Here is a 17,081-nt window from a genome sequence, read left to right on the forward strand (position 1 = left end):
TACCATACCCCCCTAGGGTATCGGGAGGTCTCGATCCGGTCACGGTGTAACGCGGGGTTCCTCCGCGGCGACTTCCGTGTAGCCACCGCGTAGTGCAGCGGCGGTGTAATCGGTTCGGGGAACAACTGATTGGGAAGCCATGTCTCTACGCGTTTCGACTCGCAGACCTGTGAATCGTCGACGGCTCGTCACCAGCGCCGTTGCGTTCGTATCTCTGGGCGCCCTGGCCGTCGGTGCCGCCGTCCTCACCACCGACAAGCTGTCGTCGTCGGACGCCGAGGTCGAGCTCGCATCGACCGCGACCTGCTACGACATGGTCAGCATCGCCGTCGGTGGCCGAGGCGACTCGCCCGAGGCCGGCAAGACCAAGATGCTCGAAACCCCCACCGGAACGCGACTGCCCGCAGCGCTCGCCGGCGATTTCGAGAGCGACTGGATCGACCAGATGGTCGGCGCTCCCAACGGCCAGGTGAAGGACGGCTCCTACGCAGCCGTCTACATCGAGTACCCGGCCAACATGGCCAGCTACGAATCCTCGGTCGAGACCGGCGTCGCGAACACCAAGACGGTCATGAACGCCATCGCGGCGTCGTGCCCCAAGACCCGCTTCGCCATCGTCGGCTACAGCGAGGGCGCCGACGTCACGCGTCGCGCAGCGATGGAAATCGGCAACCAGCAGGCCGACACCAACGGCAAGTTCGGCATTGTCGACCCGGGCAACGTGGTCGGCGTCGTCATTCTCGCCGATGCAGGCCGCAAGGACGGCGAGACCGCATTCCCCGGTTCCGCGTCGGGCACCAACCCCGACGGTTTCGACACCAAGTACCAGAACGGCTCCGGTCCCGCCGGCGCCGGCGCTCTCCCGTCCACGCAAGGCGGCTTCGGTGTACTCGACGGCCGCGTCGCCTCGTTCTGCTCACAGGGCGACCTGACGTGCGCGATGCCCAAGAACACCTCGCTGCTGCACCTGGCCGCCAACGTCGGACGCCAACTCGACGTCGACGCCATCCAGCGCGACAACACCCTGACCCCCGCCACCGGCGCCGACCTCGCCATGGTCCTCGGCAAGATCGCCGTCGCCGCCTTCGCCGACATCACCAGCCAGGACAACTGGCTCGCCGGCGACGAGACATTCCTCGACGTGCTCATCAAGGTCTCCGAGCCCGGCTACAAGCCGGCCGACCCGACCACCAAGGTCGCCGCGAAGCCCGAAACGGACGAGAACGGCGAACCGCTGCCCGCAGAGAGCGCAGTCAACCTCGCCTACCTGCCGTCGAAGATCGCCAAGGAAATCATCGGCTTCATCGGATCCAACACCGACACCATCCCCGTCGCGATGAACGATCCGTACGGTCAGACCCTCGGACCGGGCTCCGGACACCACTTCGACTACTGGCGTGACGCCGACAAGGCCAACGGCAAGCCGCTGACCTCGGCCGAATACGCTGCCGCATGGCTGACCCAGCTCGCCAAGGACGCCCAGGCCGGCAAGCCCATCAAGTCCAAGGAAGTTCAGGAGCAGGCCCGCCTGACCGTTCTGTCCGCCACCGCGACCCCCACCACGACCGCGCCGACGAGCACCTCCACAGCTGCTCCCGTCGTCGCACCCTACGTCGCCCCCTACGTCGCACCTGTGGTGCCGGAGGCAGGCGTTCCCGTCCCGATCGTCGACCCGGCCGCTCCCGTCGAACCCAACCTGACCGCGGTACCTCTCGTACCCGCCCCCGACGCCGCGGGCGCAGTCGTCGACGGCTCGGTCGTCACCACCCCGCCGGCTGCTACCTCAGCAGCTCCGACCACCACAGCCGTCCCCACCACCACCGTCGTACCGGCTGGGTAGTCGTACTCCCTTTCCCATTCGGAGCGAAAGCGCCGTTCGGTCAGTCTGACTGACCGAACGGCGCTTTCGGTCTTCCAAGGGAACTGTCGGGGGAAGGTCCGGACCGATCAGGAATCGAGAAGTGTCCGACGCCGAGGCCTACTAGCGTCTTTCCACATGAACATCACCATTCATTCCTCGTTCCTTCCCCATGACGATGCCGATGCGGCGCTGGGGTTCTATCGCGATCTCCTCGGTTTCGAGGTGCGCCTGGACGTCGGGTACGACGGCATGCGCTGGCTCACCGTCGGGCCGGTCGGACAGCCGGACACGGCGATTGTCCTGACGCCACCGGCAGTAGATCCCGGCATCACCGACGACGAGAAGAAAACCATCCTCGAGATGATGGCGAAGGGCACGTACGCGGGCCTGCAGTTGGCGACGCCCGACCTGGACGCCACGTTCGACGCGCTGCAGGCCGGGGGCGCCGACATCGTGCAGGAGCCCATCGATCAGCCGTACGGTCTTCGTGATTGCGCCGTCCGCGACCCTGCGGGGAATCTGCTGCGAATCCAGCAGGCCCGCAGCTGACGGACATGCTTGAATTCGCATGATTGGATGCCAGTCCCACCGAGAAACGGAGATGTCCTGATGGCCCGACGCGCCAGTTCGACGACCGAGGTCCACAAGGCCGACAGCCACGATCTGATCCGTGTGCAGGGCGCGAGGGTGAACAATCTGCGCGACATCAGCGTCGAGATCCCCAAGCGCCGGTTGACGGTGTTCACCGGCGTTTCGGGGTCCGGCAAGTCGTCGTTGGTGTTCTCCACGATCGCCGCGGAATCCCAGCGGATGATCAACGAGACGTACAGCGCGTTCGTGCAGGGGTTCATGCCGTCGCTCGCGCGGCCGGACGTCGACGTGCTCGACGGGTTGACCACCGCTATCATCGTCGACCAGCAGCGAATGGGTGCCAATCCGCACTCGACCGTCGGTACCGCCACCGATGCGAATGCGATGCTGCGAATCCTGTTCAGCCGTGTCGGAAAGCCCTACATCGGTTCGGCCCAGGCCTTTTCGTTCAACGTCGCGTCGGCGTCCGGGGCGGGTGCGGTGAAGGTTGAGAAGGGCGGGCGTCAGACCACCGAGAAGCGAACCTTCTCGGTCACCGGCGGCATGTGCCTGCGCTGCGAGGGGCGCGGATCGGTGAGCGACATCGACCTGACCGCTCTGTACGACGACAGCAAGTCTCTCAACGAGTCCGCCATCACCATCCCCGGCTACAGCATGGACGGCTGGTACGGCCGGATCTTCCGTGGCAGTGGATACTTCGACCCGGACAAGCCGATTGCCAAGTACAACAAGAAGGAACTGAACGACCTTCTGTACCGCGAGCCGACGAAGATCAAGGTCGAGGGCATCAACATCACCTACCTCGGCCTGGTCCCGCAGATGCAGAAATCCATGCTGTCCAAGGACGTCGACGCGATGCAACCGCACATTCGTGCCTTCGTCGAACGCGCCGTGACCTTCCAGACCTGTCCCGAATGCGACGGCACCCGCCTCAACGAGGGCGCTCGATCCTCGAAGATCAAGGGAATCTCCATCGCCGACGCCTGTTCCATGCAGATCAGCGACCTCGCCGCCTGGGTCAGCGGTCTGAAGGAGCCGTCGGTGGCGCCGCTCCTCGACTCTCTGCGGGAAACGTTGGACTCGTTCGTGCAGATCGGGCTGGGCTACCTGTCCCTGGAACGGCCCGCCGGAACCCTGTCCGGCGGCGAGGCCCAGCGCACCAAGATGATTCGCCATCTCGGATCGTCGCTCACCGACGTCACCTATGTGTTCGACGAACCGACGACAGGCCTGCATCCCCACGACATCGAGAACATGAACCAGCTCCTTCTGCAGTTGCGAGACAAGGGAAACACGGTTCTGGTCGTCGAGCACAAGCCGGAGACCATCGTCATCGCGGATCACATCGTCGACATCGGCCCCGGCGCCGGGACCAACGGCGGTCAGATCTGCTTCGAGGGGTCCGTCGACGACCTCCGCACGAGCGACACCGTCACCGGCCACCACTTCGACGACCGTGCGGTGATCAAGGATTCTGTACGCGAGTACTCCGAGGTCATCGAGATCCGCGGTGCGGACTCGCACAACTTGCAGAGCGTCGACGTCGACGTGCCTCTGGGCATCCTGGTCGTCGTGACAGGCGTAGCCGGCTCCGGCAAGAGTTCACTGATACACGGTTCGCTCGGAGAGCTCGACGACGTGGTCTCGGTCGATCAAGGTGCCATCCGTGGGTCCCGTCGCAGCAATCCTGCGACGTACACCGGGCTGCTGGAGCCGATCCGCAAAGCGTTCGCGAAGGAGAACGGCGTCAAACCTGCTCTGTTCTCGGCTAATTCGGAGGGCGCGTGCCAGGTCTGCAACGGTAACGGCGTCATCTACTCGGATCTGGCGATGATGGCGGGCGTCGCCACGATGTGCGAGGAGTGCGAAGGAAAGCGGTTCCAGGCGTCGGTGCTCGAGTATCACCTCGGCGGTAAGAACATCAGCGAAGTGCTCGCCATGTCCGTGGCGCAGGCCGAGGAGTTCTTCGGTAACGAAGTGAAACTGCTTGCTGCTCACAAGATTCTGGTCCGGCTTGCCGACGTCGGCCTGGGTTACATCAAGCTCGGCCAGCCTTTGACGACGTTGTCCGGCGGCGAACGTCAACGCCTCAAGCTGGCCGTTCACATGGCCGACAAGGGCGGGATCTACGTCCTCGACGAGCCGACGACCGGATTGCACCTCGCAGACGTCGAGCAATTGCTCGGACTGCTCGATCGCCTGGTCGAGTCCGGAAAATCCGTCATCGTCATCGAACATCACCAGGCCGTGATGGCCCACGCCGACTGGATAATCGATCTCGGGCCCGGCGCAGGCCACGACGGCGGGCGCGTCGTTTTCGAGGGAACTCCGGCTGATCTCGTCGCCGACGGTTCGACGCTCACCGGGCAGCACCTGGCTGCCTACGTGGGGAGCTGACGGCACGCCCGGTTTCGGGGCAGAATCGAGCGCATGACGACACTGCTGTTCGTGCACGGCGCCGGTGGTTTCACGGAGGACAGATCGCTGGCCGACGCCCTTGCGGGGGCGTCGGGTGTCGACGTGGACATGCCCGAGTTCTCCGACGAGGACATGTCTTTCGAAGCGTGGGCGCGTCCACTGCGAGCTCGATTGGAATCGTTGGACCCGTCCGACATCCTCGTGGCGCACTCGTTCGGTGCGTCCGTATTACTACGCGTCCTCGCGGAGCGGCAGTGGGGCTTCCATGAGCCGGTCACCCTGCTGGCCATGCCGGATTGGGGGGCCGGCGGGTGGGACGTTCCCGAATACGCGTTCGACGGACCCGAGCCCACTACCTCTCTGGCACTTCATCATTGCCGCGACGACGAGGTGGTCCCGTTCGAGCACCTGGCGTCGAACGCGGCGTTGTTGCCGTCCGCTCGCATCGTGGAGCACCCGTCGGGTGGTCACCAGTTCCACGGAGCGGATTGGCCGACGATGTAGTTCGAACATATGTTCGACAAATGGCGGTTTTCGGGCTATGGTGGAGTCATGCTTTTGGGGGAGAGCGTCGACGATGTAGCCGGGGACCTTCGGGTCGATACGGCGCGTGGTGTGTTGCCGATCGAGGACCCTGCGTTGCGTGCTGCGGTGGAGGAGATGGAGTTCGCGTGGGGTGCGGTTGCGGAGGCGTCGTTGGATGGTCGGGTTGTCGGTGATGCGGACCGGCGTGCGGTGTTGGTGCGGATGGAGACGGTGTCGCGGGCGATGTACGGCACCTCGCACACGTGGTTGACGGAGTTGGTGGACGGTGACGGTTTGGCGGTGATGCCGGAGCGGTCGAATCCGTCGCGGTTGGCGTCTTTGTTGCGGATCGACTCCGCAGTCGCGGGTAAGCGCATCAAAATCGCGGGAAAATTGGCGCGGCGGCGTTCGTTGACCGGGGAGCAGCTCGATGCGTTGTTGCCGGTGACTGCGCGAGCGCAGTGCGAGGGTCATCTCGACGCTGCGCATGTGCGGGTGATCGAGAAGTTCTTCGACACCCTGCCCGCTGGGATCGATCACGAGTCGTTGGTGCAGTCGGAGATCTTGTTGGTGGACTTGGCGAAACAGGTCTCGCCGGAGCAGTTGAAGGTTGCGGCGCACAGGTTGACGGCGTTGTTGGATCCGGATGGAGAACTGCGGGACAAGAAGGACATCGCGAGGAAATGCTTTCTTAGACTCGGCCCGCAGGAGGTCGACGGGACCTCGAAGATGGCCGGTGTCATCGACGCTGAGTTCCGTGCGTATCTGGAGCCGGTTCTCGCCAAACTCGCCCGCAAGGGAGTGTTGAACCCCGACGAGCCGAAGCCCGTGCACGACACCGACCTGAGTACCGCCTACCCCGGCAGCATTCCCGACAGCACCGACCGCACCGACAGCACCGACGATGACGGGCAGAACGAACCGGACGACATCGGCTCGGACGACGACGGTGCAGACGGTGAGGGCGCGGACGGTGAGGGCGCGGACGGTGAGGGCGCGGACGGTGAGGGCGCGGGCGAGCAGGATTGCGACGCCACGAGTTCCGGTACTGCGGGATCCGGTACTGCGGGATCCGGTACTGCGGGATCCGATGCCGCTCGGGCGGGTGCTGCGGGATCCGATGCCGCGGGATCCGATGCCGCTCGGGCGGGTACTGCGGGATCCGATGCCGCTCGGGCGGGTGCTGCGGGATCCGATGCCGCTGGGGCGGGTGCTGCCGGGTCGGGTACTACTTCTGCAGGGTCGCCGGGTCCGCTTACGCTGTTCGATCCCGAGGAGACTGCTGCTGCTGCGGAGCTGGAGGCGCGCGCCGGCCGGGACCTACGCACCCAAGGCCAACGGAACCACGATGCCGTCAAAGCGGTGTTCCGTCAGATCCTCGCAACCGGCACCCTCGGAACCCACCGCGGACTACCGGTCACTGCGGTGATCTCGATGTCCGCCTCCGATCTGGCCACCGCGTCCGGGCATGCCGTAACCGGCACCGGATCGCTGGTCTCGATTCGCGACGCCATCCGCATGGCCGCCCACGCCCACCACTACCTCGCTGTTTTCGACGACAACGGACGCGCCCTCTACCTCGGGCGCGGTAAACGACTCGCCTCGGCCGATCAACGCATCGTCCTCATCGCCCGCGACCGCGGCTGCAGTTTCCCCAATTGCACGCGCCCCGCCACCTGGAGCCAGGTCCACCACATCGACGAATGGGCTGACGGTGGCAACACCGACATCGACGACCTGACCTTCGGGTGCGACTGCCACCACCCCCTCGTCGGCGACGGACCGAACCAGTGGGCGACCACCACCACCGGACCTGATCATCCCCAACCCGGCCGCACCGCCTGGCATCCACCCGAATCCGTCGACCCCCGACGCAAGGGGCTCGTCAACCACTACCACCATCCACAGGAATACCTCTACCCATCAGACGATCCCGACCCCGAGACCCGGACCGGATAGCTCGGCCCCCGGCACCATCGAATCGAACACCCACCCGTGAGCGGCACAACCACCACCTGTGCCGCTCACACCCATGGCCTCAGCACCCCGTGACCTGAGCACCGGCCCGGGAATCTCCCCGCGGACGGATGAGTGTCCCCAATACGACGATGCCGCGTTACCATTCCGGGGATGGGGGAGATCGAGGATCCGAGGCAGCGTTTGGCGCGTCTGGTGATCGAGCGTGTCACGGTCGAGGGCGGAGCTGGGGCTCGGCTGGATTCGTCGGCGTTCGCGGTGAGGTACGACGAGGCGTCTGTCCTACCGCTCGACAATTTGTTCCACGACACCGCGGGAGCGTCGGAGCTGGCGCTCGAGTCGCATGTCGCGCATTTCGTATCGACGACGATGTCGTCGAACTTCTGGCCCGGTGACTGGCACGAGGCGCTACCGAGGCTGCGTCCGGTGTTGAAACCGTCGACGTACGCGTTGGGCTCACCGTCGGGTTTGCTGTTGTCGCGGCGCGTGTTCCCGTTGGTCGACGAGCTCGTCGCGGTGGACATGCCATCCCACAGCTCGATCGTGTCGTGGGACACGATCGAGACGTGGGGTGTGGATCCGTCCACGGTGTTCGCCGCGGCCCGGTCGAATCTGGCCACCGTCACCCAGCATGCCGATCCGACGAAAGGCCGCGCCACTCAGCGGTTGGTCGACCGCGGCGGGCAGTACTACACGTCGTGGCTGTTGGACTCGGGGTGGCTCGAGTCGCACAGGTCGCGGTTCGGTTGTGCACCTGTGGCGTTCGTTCCCACGGTGGACACGCTGTACGTCGTGCCCAGCGACGACGAGGACCTGCTGGCCAGACATTTCGGTCTCGCCGAGGAGCAGTACCTGCACACATCGCGGTTCCTGTCACCGCAGGCGTACACCGTCGACGACTCGGGTGCTGTGGTGACGCTCGACGTCACGGCGCCGGACAATCCAGGCAGCGCTCGGGCCCGCTGCGTGCACATCTCGAAAGAATATGCAGCACAGGCCGACTGGCTACAGCGTCAGTACGAGCTGGATCGTGTGCACTCCGAGATCGGCACGGTCACCGTCAAGTCGACCCCGTTCGGTCCCCGTACGGTCACGATCTGGGCCGACGAGGTGGACTGCACGCTGCCGGAGACCGACCTCGTGGCGTTCTGCCGCGAGGGCGTCGAGCCGTTCTTCGTCCAGTTCGCCGACGTGGCGTCCATCAGTGGTGTCCAACCGATGGCAGGCCTGGACCCGGCTCGCTATCGGGTTCCCGCCTGGCCACCGCCGGACATCGTCGAACGGTTACGCGCGCACAGCATCCTGGTGTGACCTACGACGGTCGGTCGAGCGTGTACTCGTTGACGACCACGCCGGATCCATACGGTGTGCTCGCGACGAGATTCAAGCCCGCGACCGAGTATTCGCGGTCGGCGAAGAGGCGCTTGCCCGATCCCAGCAGAATCGGGTTGATCTTGAGGATGATCCGATCGATCTCGTCGACGAGTGCGGACGCGAAGACCCCTCCACCGGCCAACCAGATGTCCGATCCGCTCTGCTGCTTCAGCTCCCGCACCAGTGCAACCGGATCCCCGTTCGTCACCGTCACCTCCGGCACCGCATCGTCGGCGGTGTGGTTGCGGGAGAACACGTACTGCTTCAGATGCTCGTACGGTCCGCCGCGCCGGTGTTCACCCTCCGCCGCGTAGGTTCCCCACCCCATCATCACCGTGTCGAACCTCGTCAGAGGCGGCGTCAGGCCGGTGGCCTGGAGGCCGAGCGTCGGGATCGTGTCGGTGTACTCCCGCAGGATCATGTCGATGTGATCGCCTGTCTGCGGGAACGCATCGAACGTGTCGTCCGGGGCAGCGATGAAGCCGTCGAGGCTGGCGGCTACGTAATAGACCAGTTCACGCATGAGAATCTCCAATCACGACGGATGTAGTGGTTCGACTCAGAGAGTACGACACCTGTCGTGGTTGCGCTAGTCTTTTTCCATGGCTCGTAATTCGCAACGCAGATCAGAGCTCGCCGACGCCGGCATTTCGATCCTGGCCGCCGAGGGCGCACGCGGGCTCACCCACCGTGCCATCGATGTGCAGGCAGGCGTACCGAAAGGCACCACGTCGAACTACTTCAAGACGCGCGAGGACGTCATCGCCGGGTTGATCGAGCGCATCGGCGAACGCCTCGCCCCGGATCCCGACGTGCATGCCCCGCTCGCCGCGAAAGCGCCGAGTGCGGCATTGTTCGCCGAGTACACCCGCGACATCGTCGCGCGGCTCCTGACCAACCGAGAAGTGACGCTGGCACTGTTCGAACTGCGGCTGGAGGCGTCGAGACGGCCGGAGATCGGCGCCGTTCTCGGCGCATGGCAACGCTCGAGCTTCCGCGGCGACGTCGAATTCAACCTTGCCGCAGGACTTCCCGGGGGCGCCAAGGAGATCGCACTGTTCCACTACGCGATCGACGGCCTCTTGTTGGACCGGCTGACCTACCCGATCGACCCGGAGACCTCGACCGACGACATCGTCGACGATTTGGTGAACGGCCTGCTCAGGTGAACTCGACTCCCTGCGCGAGAGGCAGCTCATTGGAGTAGTTCACGGTGTTGGTTGCCCGTCGCATGTAGGATTTCCATGCGTCCGAACCGGATTCGCGTCCGCCACCGGTGTCCTTCTCGCCGCCGAAAGCACCGCCGATCTCCGCTCCCGACGGTCCGATGTTGACGTTGGCGATGCCGCAGTCGGATCCGGCTGCGGACAGGAACCGCTCGGCCTCACGCAGATCCGTGGTGAAGATCGACGACGAAAGACCCTGTGGCACATCGTTGTGCAACGCGATGGCCTCGTCGAGCGTCTCGTAGGTGAGAACGTACAGAATCGGCGCGAACGTCTCGTGACGCACGATGTCCGTCTGTGCAGGCATCGTCACCACCGTCGGCTGGACGTAGTAGGCGTACTCGCCGAAGATGTCGACGCGCGAACCGCCTGCCTTCACGACGCCACCAGCGCCGACGGCAGCGTCGAGCGCCTTCTGGAAGCCGGCGAAGGCCGGCGCGTCGATCAGCGGCCCGACGAGCGTGTCGGCGTCCAGGGGTGAACCGATGGACAGCGATTCGTACGCCTTCGCGATCCGCCCGACCAGCTCGTCGGCGATGGAGGAGTGCACGATCAGTCGTCGCAGCGACGTACACCGTTGCCCTGCAGTACCCGCCGCGGAGAACACGATCCCCCGGGTCGTCAGATCCAGATCGGCGGACGGGGTGACGATGGCGGCATTGTTGCCACCGAGTTCGAGCAGGACCCGACCGAACCTCTCCGCGACGCGGGGCGCCACGGCTCGGCCCATGCGTGTGGACCCGGTCGCGGACAGGAGCGCCACGCGGGAATCGTCGACGAGCGCTTCACCGGCCACGCGGTCGCCGATGACCAACTGCGCAACGAGAGGGTCGACGTCCGCGTTGGCGGCGGCACGCTCGAACAGCGCCTGAACAGCGAGCGCGGTCAGGGGCGTCTTCTCCGACGGCTTCCATACGACGGTGTCGCCGGCGACCAAGGCGAGAACGGTGTTCCACGACCAGACTGCGACAGGAAAGTTGAAGGCAGTGATGACGCCGACGACCCCGAGCGGATGCCACTGCTCCATCATGCGGTGGCCCGGACGCTCGGTTGCGATGGTGTTGCCGTACAGCTGACGCGAGAGCCCGACTCCGAAATCGCAGATGTCGATCATTTCCTGGACCTCGCCCAGACCCTCGGACAGGATCTTTCCCGCCTCGATGGAGACCAGCTCGCCGAGATCGGCCTTGTACTCACGCAGTAGCTCGCCGAGTTCACGGATCAGGCCACCTCGAACCGGAGCGGGAACGGCGGACCACTCGGTGAACGACGATGTCGCCACGGTGACGACGGCGTCGACATCGGCAGCGGTGGCCGCGGCGAGGGACGCGAGATTCCCACCGGTGATCGGCGAACGGGCGACGACCGGCAGTTCCGACCTGGGCACGTCGAGGTCGGCGGTCACCCCCAGGCGTCCCAGGATTGCGCGGGTACGGACGCTCAGCTCGTCGTGCTTGACCGGGGAAGTCATTGTGAAGATCACCTTTCGTCGCCGTGGCAGCGACATTCAATCTAGCGGACGGGTCACAACGCAGTAAAAGTTCCTGCAATATGCGTTTCTTTACGGAATATTATCGGGTACGTTGGCGATCATGACGCAGGTATTGCACACCCCACATGCCTCCGGTTCCTTCGGCGCTTCGGACGTTCACGCCGCGATCGGCCGCCACATGCTCGCCGACGGCTTCGAGATGGTGCTGGACCTGACGGCGTCCCGCGGATCCACCCTCGTCGACGCGCGGGACGGCACCGAGTACCTGGATCTGTTCACCTTCTTCGCATCCAATGCTCTCGGCATGAATCACCCCCGGCTGACGGACGATGCGCAGTTCCGAGCCGACCTGCTCGAGGCCGCGATGAACAAGCCGAGCAACTCCGACATCTACTCGATCCCGATGGCTCGGTTCGTCGACACGTTCGCACGGGTGCTCGGCGATCCGCGGCTACCTCACCTGTTCTTCGTCGAAGGTGGTGCACTCGCCGTCGAGAACGCGCTGAAGGTCGCCTTCGACTGGAAGAGCCGCTGGAACGAAGCGCACGGGTTGGACGCCGGCCTGGGCACGCAGATACTGCACCTCGAGCACGCATTCCACGGGCGATCCGGCTACACGATGTCGCTGACGAACACCGACCCCAACAAGGTGTACCGCTTCCCCAAGTTCGATTGGCCGCGCATCCCGTCGCCGTACATCCGGACGGGCGCGGACATGGACGCGCTGGAGGACGACGCCCTGGCCGCGGCACGCCTCGCGTTCGAAGCCAACCCGCACGATATTGCCTGTGCCATCGTCGAACCCATTCAAGGCGAGGGCGGCGACAACCACTTCCGGCCGCGGTTCCTGCAGAAACTACGGCAGCTGTGCCATGAACACGACGCACTGTTCGTCGTCGACGAAGTGCAAACGGGTGCCGGAATGACAGGCACCGCCTGGGCTTTCCAACAGCTCGGCGTCGTACCCGACGTGGTGGCGTTCGGAAAGAAAGTCCAGGTGTGCGGAGTCATGGCAGGCGGCCGCGTCGACGATGTCCCGAACAACGTCTTCGAGGTCTCGTCGCGCATCAATTCCACCTGGGGTGGCAATCTCACCGACATGGTGCGGGCTCGTCGCATTCTCGAGGTGATCGAGTCCGAGAACCTGATCGAGCGCGCCGGTGCGCTCGGTGAACGCGTGCTGGGACGGATGCGGGACATCGCGACGCGGCACGCCGTGGTGACCGAGGTACGCGGCCGAGGTCTGATGTGCGCCTTCACCCTTCCCGACGCCACCACCCGCGACCGCCTGATCGACGACCTCCGCGAGACCGAGCACGTCCTTGCTCTCGGATGTGGCGGAAGCTCGGTCCGCTTCCGGCCGGCACTGACGATCAGCCAAGCGGACCTGGACCGAGGACTCGACGCGGTGGAGCGGTGTGTAGCACGGCTTCAGGAACACCGAACCTAGATGGGAGCGGTACTTTCGGCCCAGGGTCCGGTGGTCACGTAGCGGCCGACGGCCCAGGCTCGGTCGGCCGGGGGCACGACGGCGTCGACGACCTTGCCGTCCTGGTAGTAGCTCCGGTGGTCGATCAAGCCGGAGTCGACGGCATCCTGCCAAGCAGCGGTCGGTCCTTCGCCGAACCAGAGCCACGGGGTGATGTCGTCCATGACGACGACGGTGTCCGTGGTGCTGAACGCGCGCGCGTCCGCCAGGTCCGCACGCGCGCCGTCCAGCGAATGGTCACCGTCGACGAACACGACGTCGAAGCGCACGTCGGGATTCGAGCGGGCGTACTCGGTGACGGTGGAATGCGAATCTCCCCGGATCAAGGTGTGTCGGCCCGGGAACAGTTCGTCGATGTGAGCTTTGGCGGCATCGCTGTACTCGTATTCGGCCAGATCGAACGACACGACCGTGACCGTCGGCGACGCGGACAGGAAGGCCCACGTCGAAAAGCCTGCGTTGAAGCCGATCTCGCAGATCAGCTCCACGCCGTCATCGGCCGCCAATGAACTCAGATAGGCAAGCTCCGCCTCGTCGGCGCCGTACTCGAACGGCTGGCCTGCAGTGACGGTGCGTTTCACCATCGCCTCGAGCTCACTCAATCCCACATCGACCTCCGTCTCGATTCGTGTCTCGCCAGTCCACTACCCCCAACGCCGCCAACCGAACCCCCGCTTTGCTCCTGAACACCTGGTCATCCCGACGGGCCGAGCACGCCGACCCGTCACCGAATGGTGCTCGCGCGGCGCCGACCCGTCGCTGTACGTCAACGTCGGGCTGGGTTGGATCAAGGATCGGTTCGCGGGAGTGCGACCACTTCCGGCTGTGCAGGAATCCGAGCCGATAGTAAAGTTCCCTTCGCGAAAGACCGACCGGTCTCTACTTGGAGGGAAGTTCGATGCCGTACCTCGGCCTGATCATCATGATCTTGTGGGTGTTCTGCCTGATCGACGTCATCACCGCCGACGAGGGCGGTGTACGGCACCTACCCAAGATGATGTGGCTGCTGTTGGTCATCTTCATCCCGCTCGCCGGATCCATCGTGTGGCTTCTGGTGGGACGGCCCGTCGACGGTGGAATCTGGGGCGGAGCAGGCGGCGGAAGTTCGGCTCGACGCAGCAACTCGCCGTATCCCGAATACGACACGCGCCCCGGCCGGGCAACAGGAACCACGGCCGAAGCCGACGAGGAATTTCTGCGTCAGTGCCGGGCCCGCGCCGAGGAACAGCGTCGTAAAGCTCGCGGCGACGGCGCCTGACGGCGGGGTCATCGAACAGCTCTTGTGACGAGTGGCTTGTAGGTGACCTGCGGATACGTGCCGGTCTCGTCCAATTCCACCGCCGCCCGCACGTGGTAGACCTCCTGCACCAGCTCCTGGGTGATCACGTCCGACGGCCTGCCGACGGCCACGACTTCTCCTGCTTGCAGCACCACGATGCGATCGCAGAACATCGACGCCAGATTCAAATCGTGCAATGCGATGAAACTGGTCAACGGCAGGCCCGAAATCAACGCCAGGATGTCGAGTTGGTGCTGGATGTCGAGGTGGTTGGTGGGCTCGTCGAGCAGCAGTTCGGTCGGTTCCTGCGCCAACGCACGAGCGATCTGCGTGCGTTGACGCTCACCGCCGGACAGGGTGTGCCACAACCGATCCGCCTTCGACGTCATCCCCGTGTCCGTCAGGGCCTTGTCCACGGCGATGTCGTCGGCTGCCGAATCTCCGCCGAGCAACCCGTGATGCGGGATTCGACCGAGTCGCACCACGTCGCGCACCGCGATGTCCACCTCGGTGTCCGAATGCTGATCCACCATCGCCACACGTCGAGCGATCTGCTTACGCCGCATCGACGCCATCGGCGCGCCGTCGAGCGTGACGTCACCGGAATCGGGTGAGACGATTCCCGCCAGAATCCGCAGCAGCGACGACTTACCGGACCCGTTCGGTCCGATCAGCCCGACGGTCTCACCCGGATGCGGACCGAAATCCACTCCGTCGAGGATCTGGTTGTGGCCGCGAGACCACCGCACGGATGCGGCCTCGATCGTCATCTCGTCCTCCGCATTCTGAAGAGAATCACCGCGAACGCAGGCACGCCGATCAGCGCGGTCACCACGCCCACCGGAATTTCCTGCGGCTGGAACACCGTGCGGGCGATCGCGTCGACCCACACCATGAAGATCGCGCCGACGAGCACCGTCGTCGGCAACAGGCAACGATGCCGGGCGCCGACCAGGAACCGCGCCGCGTGTGGCAGAACCAGTCCGACGAATCCGATCGCTCCGGCGGCACTGACCAACGTCGCGGTGATCAACGCGGTGATGACCAACAGCACGATCCGAATCCACTTGACTGACACTCCCAGCGACGCCGCGGCGTCGTTGCCGAAGGTGAACGCGTCGAGCGCCGACGAATACAGCAGGCACACGACGATGCCGATGGCACAGACGATCCCGCACATCATCACATCACCCCAGTCGGCGCCGCCCAGGGATCCGAGCAGCCAGAACAGAACCCCTCGTGTCTGTTCCGCGTCGGCCGACGAGATGACGATGAACGACGTCAACGCCGAGAACAACTGCGTCCCAGCCACTCCGGCGAGCACTACCCGATCGGTGCCTCCCCCGGCACCGGCGGCGAGCAGCATCACCAGCAGAAACGAGAACACTGCGCCGACGAACGCGCCCGTCGACAACGAGTACATGCCGCTGCCGATTCCGAGGACAGCGACCAGCACCGCGCCCGTCGACGCACCGGACGAGATGCCCAGCACGAACGGATCGGCCAACGGGTTACGCAGCAGCGATTGCATGATCGCGCCGCACAGAGCCAGACCGGCGCCGCACACTGCGGCCAGCAGCGTCCGCGGGAGCCGAAGCTCCCAGACAATTCCATCCTTGATCCGGCTCACGCCGGAACTTCCGAACCCCATGTGCTCGAACGTGATTCGGTAGACATCGGCCACCGACAGATCCGCCGGTCCGATCGTGATCGCAACTGCAATCGACAGCACCAGAACGACGGAGCCGATCAGCAGCAGCGGAAGCAGAAAGCTCCGCCGTACCGACGGCTCCGCCTGGGGCACGGTCAATTCGCCAAGCCCCAGCCCTGCAGCGCAGCAGCGACCTTCTCGACGCCGTCGACGGTGCGGATCGAAGGATTCAGATCCGCCCCGTTCACGACGATGTAGCGCTTGTCGGTCACGGCAGGAAGGCGCTGGGTCACCGGGTTGGTCTCCAAGAACTCGATCTTGGAATCCAAGGCGTCACCGGCCAGCGACCGGCGGCTCAAATCGGCGAGCACGAACGCCGTCGGGTTGCGGTCCGCCACCGACTCCCAGCTGACCTGCGGCCATTCGTCGGTGGTGTCCGAGTAGATGTTCTCCGCGCCCACCGAATCGGTGATGATGCCCGACGACCCGCAGCACCCCGCCATGTACGGCGTCGCAGTGTCGGCGAACCAGTAGACCAACGAGGTGCCCGACGCATTCAACGTGCCCGACGCCTTCTCGAACCGCTCCTGCAGTTCGGCGACGAACTCCTCACCGCGCTCGGACACGTCGAAGATGGCCGCGAGATCACGAACCTCCTGGTAGACGGATTCGATCTCCAACGGCTGAGTACGAGCACCATCCGAATTGACGCTCTCGTCGGTCTTGCCGTTGCAGTCCGTCGGCGACAGGTAATTGGGCACACCGAGCTGCTCGAGCTGACCACGCTCCGCCACCCCGCCAGGCCCGAGGGTCCCGCCGAACGACGCCGACACGAAATCCGGCTCGGCGTCGAGCACCACCTCCAACGACGGCTTGTTGTCCGCCAAACGCGGAACACGCTCGTTGTCCGCCGCCAGGTTCTCCCGCACCGGATCCGTCCACGTCGCCGACCCGACCATCCGATCCGCCAAACCGAGACTCAACAGAATCTCCGTCGACCCCTGATTCAGCGACACCGCTCGCTGCGGAGGCGCATCGATCACCACCTCCTGACCACAGTTGAAGATGGTCAACGGAAAATTGCCGGACGATTCCTGCACCGCCTCCGACTCGGAACCGGAAGAACAAGCAGACAGAACAAGAGCTGCTGACAGCACAGCAACACCAAGGGGGACACGAATAGCCATGAGGTGGCGCA

At 64.9% G+C, this 17,081-nt stretch carries 15 protein-coding genes; 9 read left to right on the forward strand and 6 right to left on the reverse strand.

Annotation, left to right across the window (positions count from 1 at the left end; translation table 11 throughout):
* Nucleotides 1–139: 139 nt before the first annotated feature.
* From ACFULT_RS01005 to ACFULT_RS01030, 6 genes are all read left to right on the forward strand, one after another.
* Entirely contained in the window at nucleotides 140–1,840 is a 1,701-nt protein-coding gene (locus ACFULT_RS01005) for a cutinase family protein (RefSeq protein ID WP_378480384.1), read from the forward strand.
* Nucleotides 1,841–1,996: 156 nt separating this feature from the next.
* Entirely contained in the window at nucleotides 1,997–2,410 is a 414-nt protein-coding gene (locus ACFULT_RS01010; RefSeq protein WP_019667013.1) for a VOC family protein, read from the forward strand.
* Between the two features lie 60 nt (nucleotides 2,411–2,470).
* Nucleotides 2,471–4,849: an ATP-binding cassette domain-containing protein gene (locus tag ACFULT_RS01015; RefSeq protein WP_378480385.1), complete on the forward strand. Its 2,379-nt coding sequence runs from the start codon at nucleotides 2,471–2,473 to the stop codon at nucleotides 4,847–4,849.
* A gap of 33 nt (nucleotides 4,850–4,882) precedes the next feature.
* Nucleotides 4,883–5,374, forward strand: coding sequence for an alpha/beta fold hydrolase (locus tag ACFULT_RS01020; RefSeq protein ID WP_378480386.1), 492 nt, complete (start codon nucleotides 4,883–4,885; stop codon nucleotides 5,372–5,374).
* Nucleotides 5,375–5,422: 48 nt separating this feature from the next.
* The gene (locus ACFULT_RS01025; RefSeq protein WP_378480387.1) at nucleotides 5,423–7,354 is read left to right on the forward strand and encodes a DUF222 domain-containing protein; all 1,932 of its coding nucleotides are present in this window, start codon (nucleotides 5,423–5,425) and stop codon (nucleotides 7,352–7,354) included.
* 171 nt (nucleotides 7,355–7,525) lie between these two features.
* Entirely contained in the window at nucleotides 7,526–8,683 is a 1,158-nt protein-coding gene (locus tag ACFULT_RS01030; RefSeq protein ID WP_037104107.1) for a hypothetical protein, read from the forward strand.
* A 1-nt stretch (nucleotide 8,684) separates the two neighbouring features.
* Here the strand turns inward: ACFULT_RS01030 and ACFULT_RS01035 are convergent, their stop codons facing one another.
* A complete protein-coding gene (locus tag ACFULT_RS01035) occupies nucleotides 8,685–9,269 on the reverse strand; it encodes a dihydrofolate reductase family protein (RefSeq protein WP_378480388.1) in 585 nt (194 codons plus the stop codon).
* Between the two features lie 79 nt (nucleotides 9,270–9,348).
* On the opposite strand from ACFULT_RS01035, the gene ACFULT_RS01040 reads away from it, so the two are divergent.
* Entirely contained in the window at nucleotides 9,349–9,915 is a 567-nt protein-coding gene (locus ACFULT_RS01040; protein ID WP_378480389.1) for a TetR/AcrR family transcriptional regulator, read from the forward strand.
* On the opposite strand, the gene ACFULT_RS01045 is transcribed toward ACFULT_RS01040, so the two are convergent.
* Nucleotides 9,908–11,443, reverse strand: a complete 1,536-nt coding sequence (locus ACFULT_RS01045; RefSeq protein WP_378480390.1) for an aldehyde dehydrogenase family protein — start codon at nucleotides 11,441–11,443, stop codon at nucleotides 9,908–9,910. The genes ACFULT_RS01040 and ACFULT_RS01045 overlap by 8 nt on opposite strands.
* Before the next feature lie 121 nt (nucleotides 11,444–11,564).
* On the opposite strand from ACFULT_RS01045, the gene lat reads away from it, so the two are divergent.
* Nucleotides 11,565–12,914 carry an L-lysine 6-transaminase gene (lat, locus tag ACFULT_RS01050; protein WP_378480391.1) on the forward strand — a complete coding sequence of 450 codons (1,350 nt, stop codon included), beginning with the start codon at nucleotides 11,565–11,567 and terminating at the stop codon, nucleotides 12,912–12,914.
* On the opposite strand, the gene ACFULT_RS01055 is transcribed toward lat, so the two are convergent.
* Nucleotides 12,911–13,561 (reverse strand): class I SAM-dependent methyltransferase, encoded by a 651-nt coding sequence (locus tag ACFULT_RS01055; protein ID WP_378480392.1) that lies wholly within the window; start codon nucleotides 13,559–13,561, stop codon nucleotides 12,911–12,913. The genes lat and ACFULT_RS01055 overlap by 4 nt on opposite strands.
* A gap of 290 nt (nucleotides 13,562–13,851) precedes the next feature.
* On the opposite strand from ACFULT_RS01055, the gene ACFULT_RS01060 reads away from it, so the two are divergent.
* Nucleotides 13,852–14,211, forward strand: coding sequence for a PLD nuclease N-terminal domain-containing protein (locus ACFULT_RS01060; protein ID WP_037104097.1), 360 nt, complete (start codon nucleotides 13,852–13,854; stop codon nucleotides 14,209–14,211).
* A gap of 8 nt (nucleotides 14,212–14,219) precedes the next feature.
* On the opposite strand, the gene ACFULT_RS01065 is transcribed toward ACFULT_RS01060, so the two are convergent.
* The 3 genes from ACFULT_RS01065 to ACFULT_RS01075 are packed head-to-tail and all read right to left on the reverse strand — an operon-like array spanning nucleotide 14,220 to nucleotide 16,983.
* Nucleotides 14,220–15,002 carry an ABC transporter ATP-binding protein gene (locus tag ACFULT_RS01065; RefSeq protein ID WP_037104095.1) on the reverse strand — a complete coding sequence of 261 codons (783 nt, stop codon included), beginning with the start codon at nucleotides 15,000–15,002 and terminating at the stop codon, nucleotides 14,220–14,222.
* Nucleotides 14,999–16,036 carry a FecCD family ABC transporter permease gene (locus tag ACFULT_RS01070; RefSeq protein ID WP_378480889.1) on the reverse strand — a complete coding sequence of 346 codons (1,038 nt, stop codon included), beginning with the start codon at nucleotides 16,034–16,036 and terminating at the stop codon, nucleotides 14,999–15,001. Before ACFULT_RS01070 ends, ACFULT_RS01065 begins: the two co-directional genes overlap by 4 nt.
* A gap of 2 nt (nucleotides 16,037–16,038) precedes the next feature.
* Entirely contained in the window at nucleotides 16,039–16,983 is a 945-nt protein-coding gene (locus ACFULT_RS01075; RefSeq protein ID WP_378480393.1) for an ABC transporter substrate-binding protein, read from the reverse strand.
* Nucleotides 16,984–17,081 lie beyond the last annotated feature (98 nt).

The organism is Rhodococcus sp. NPDC057297 (assembly GCF_042667435.1).
GTDB lineage: Bacteria > Actinomycetota > Actinomycetes > Mycobacteriales > Mycobacteriaceae > Rhodococcoides.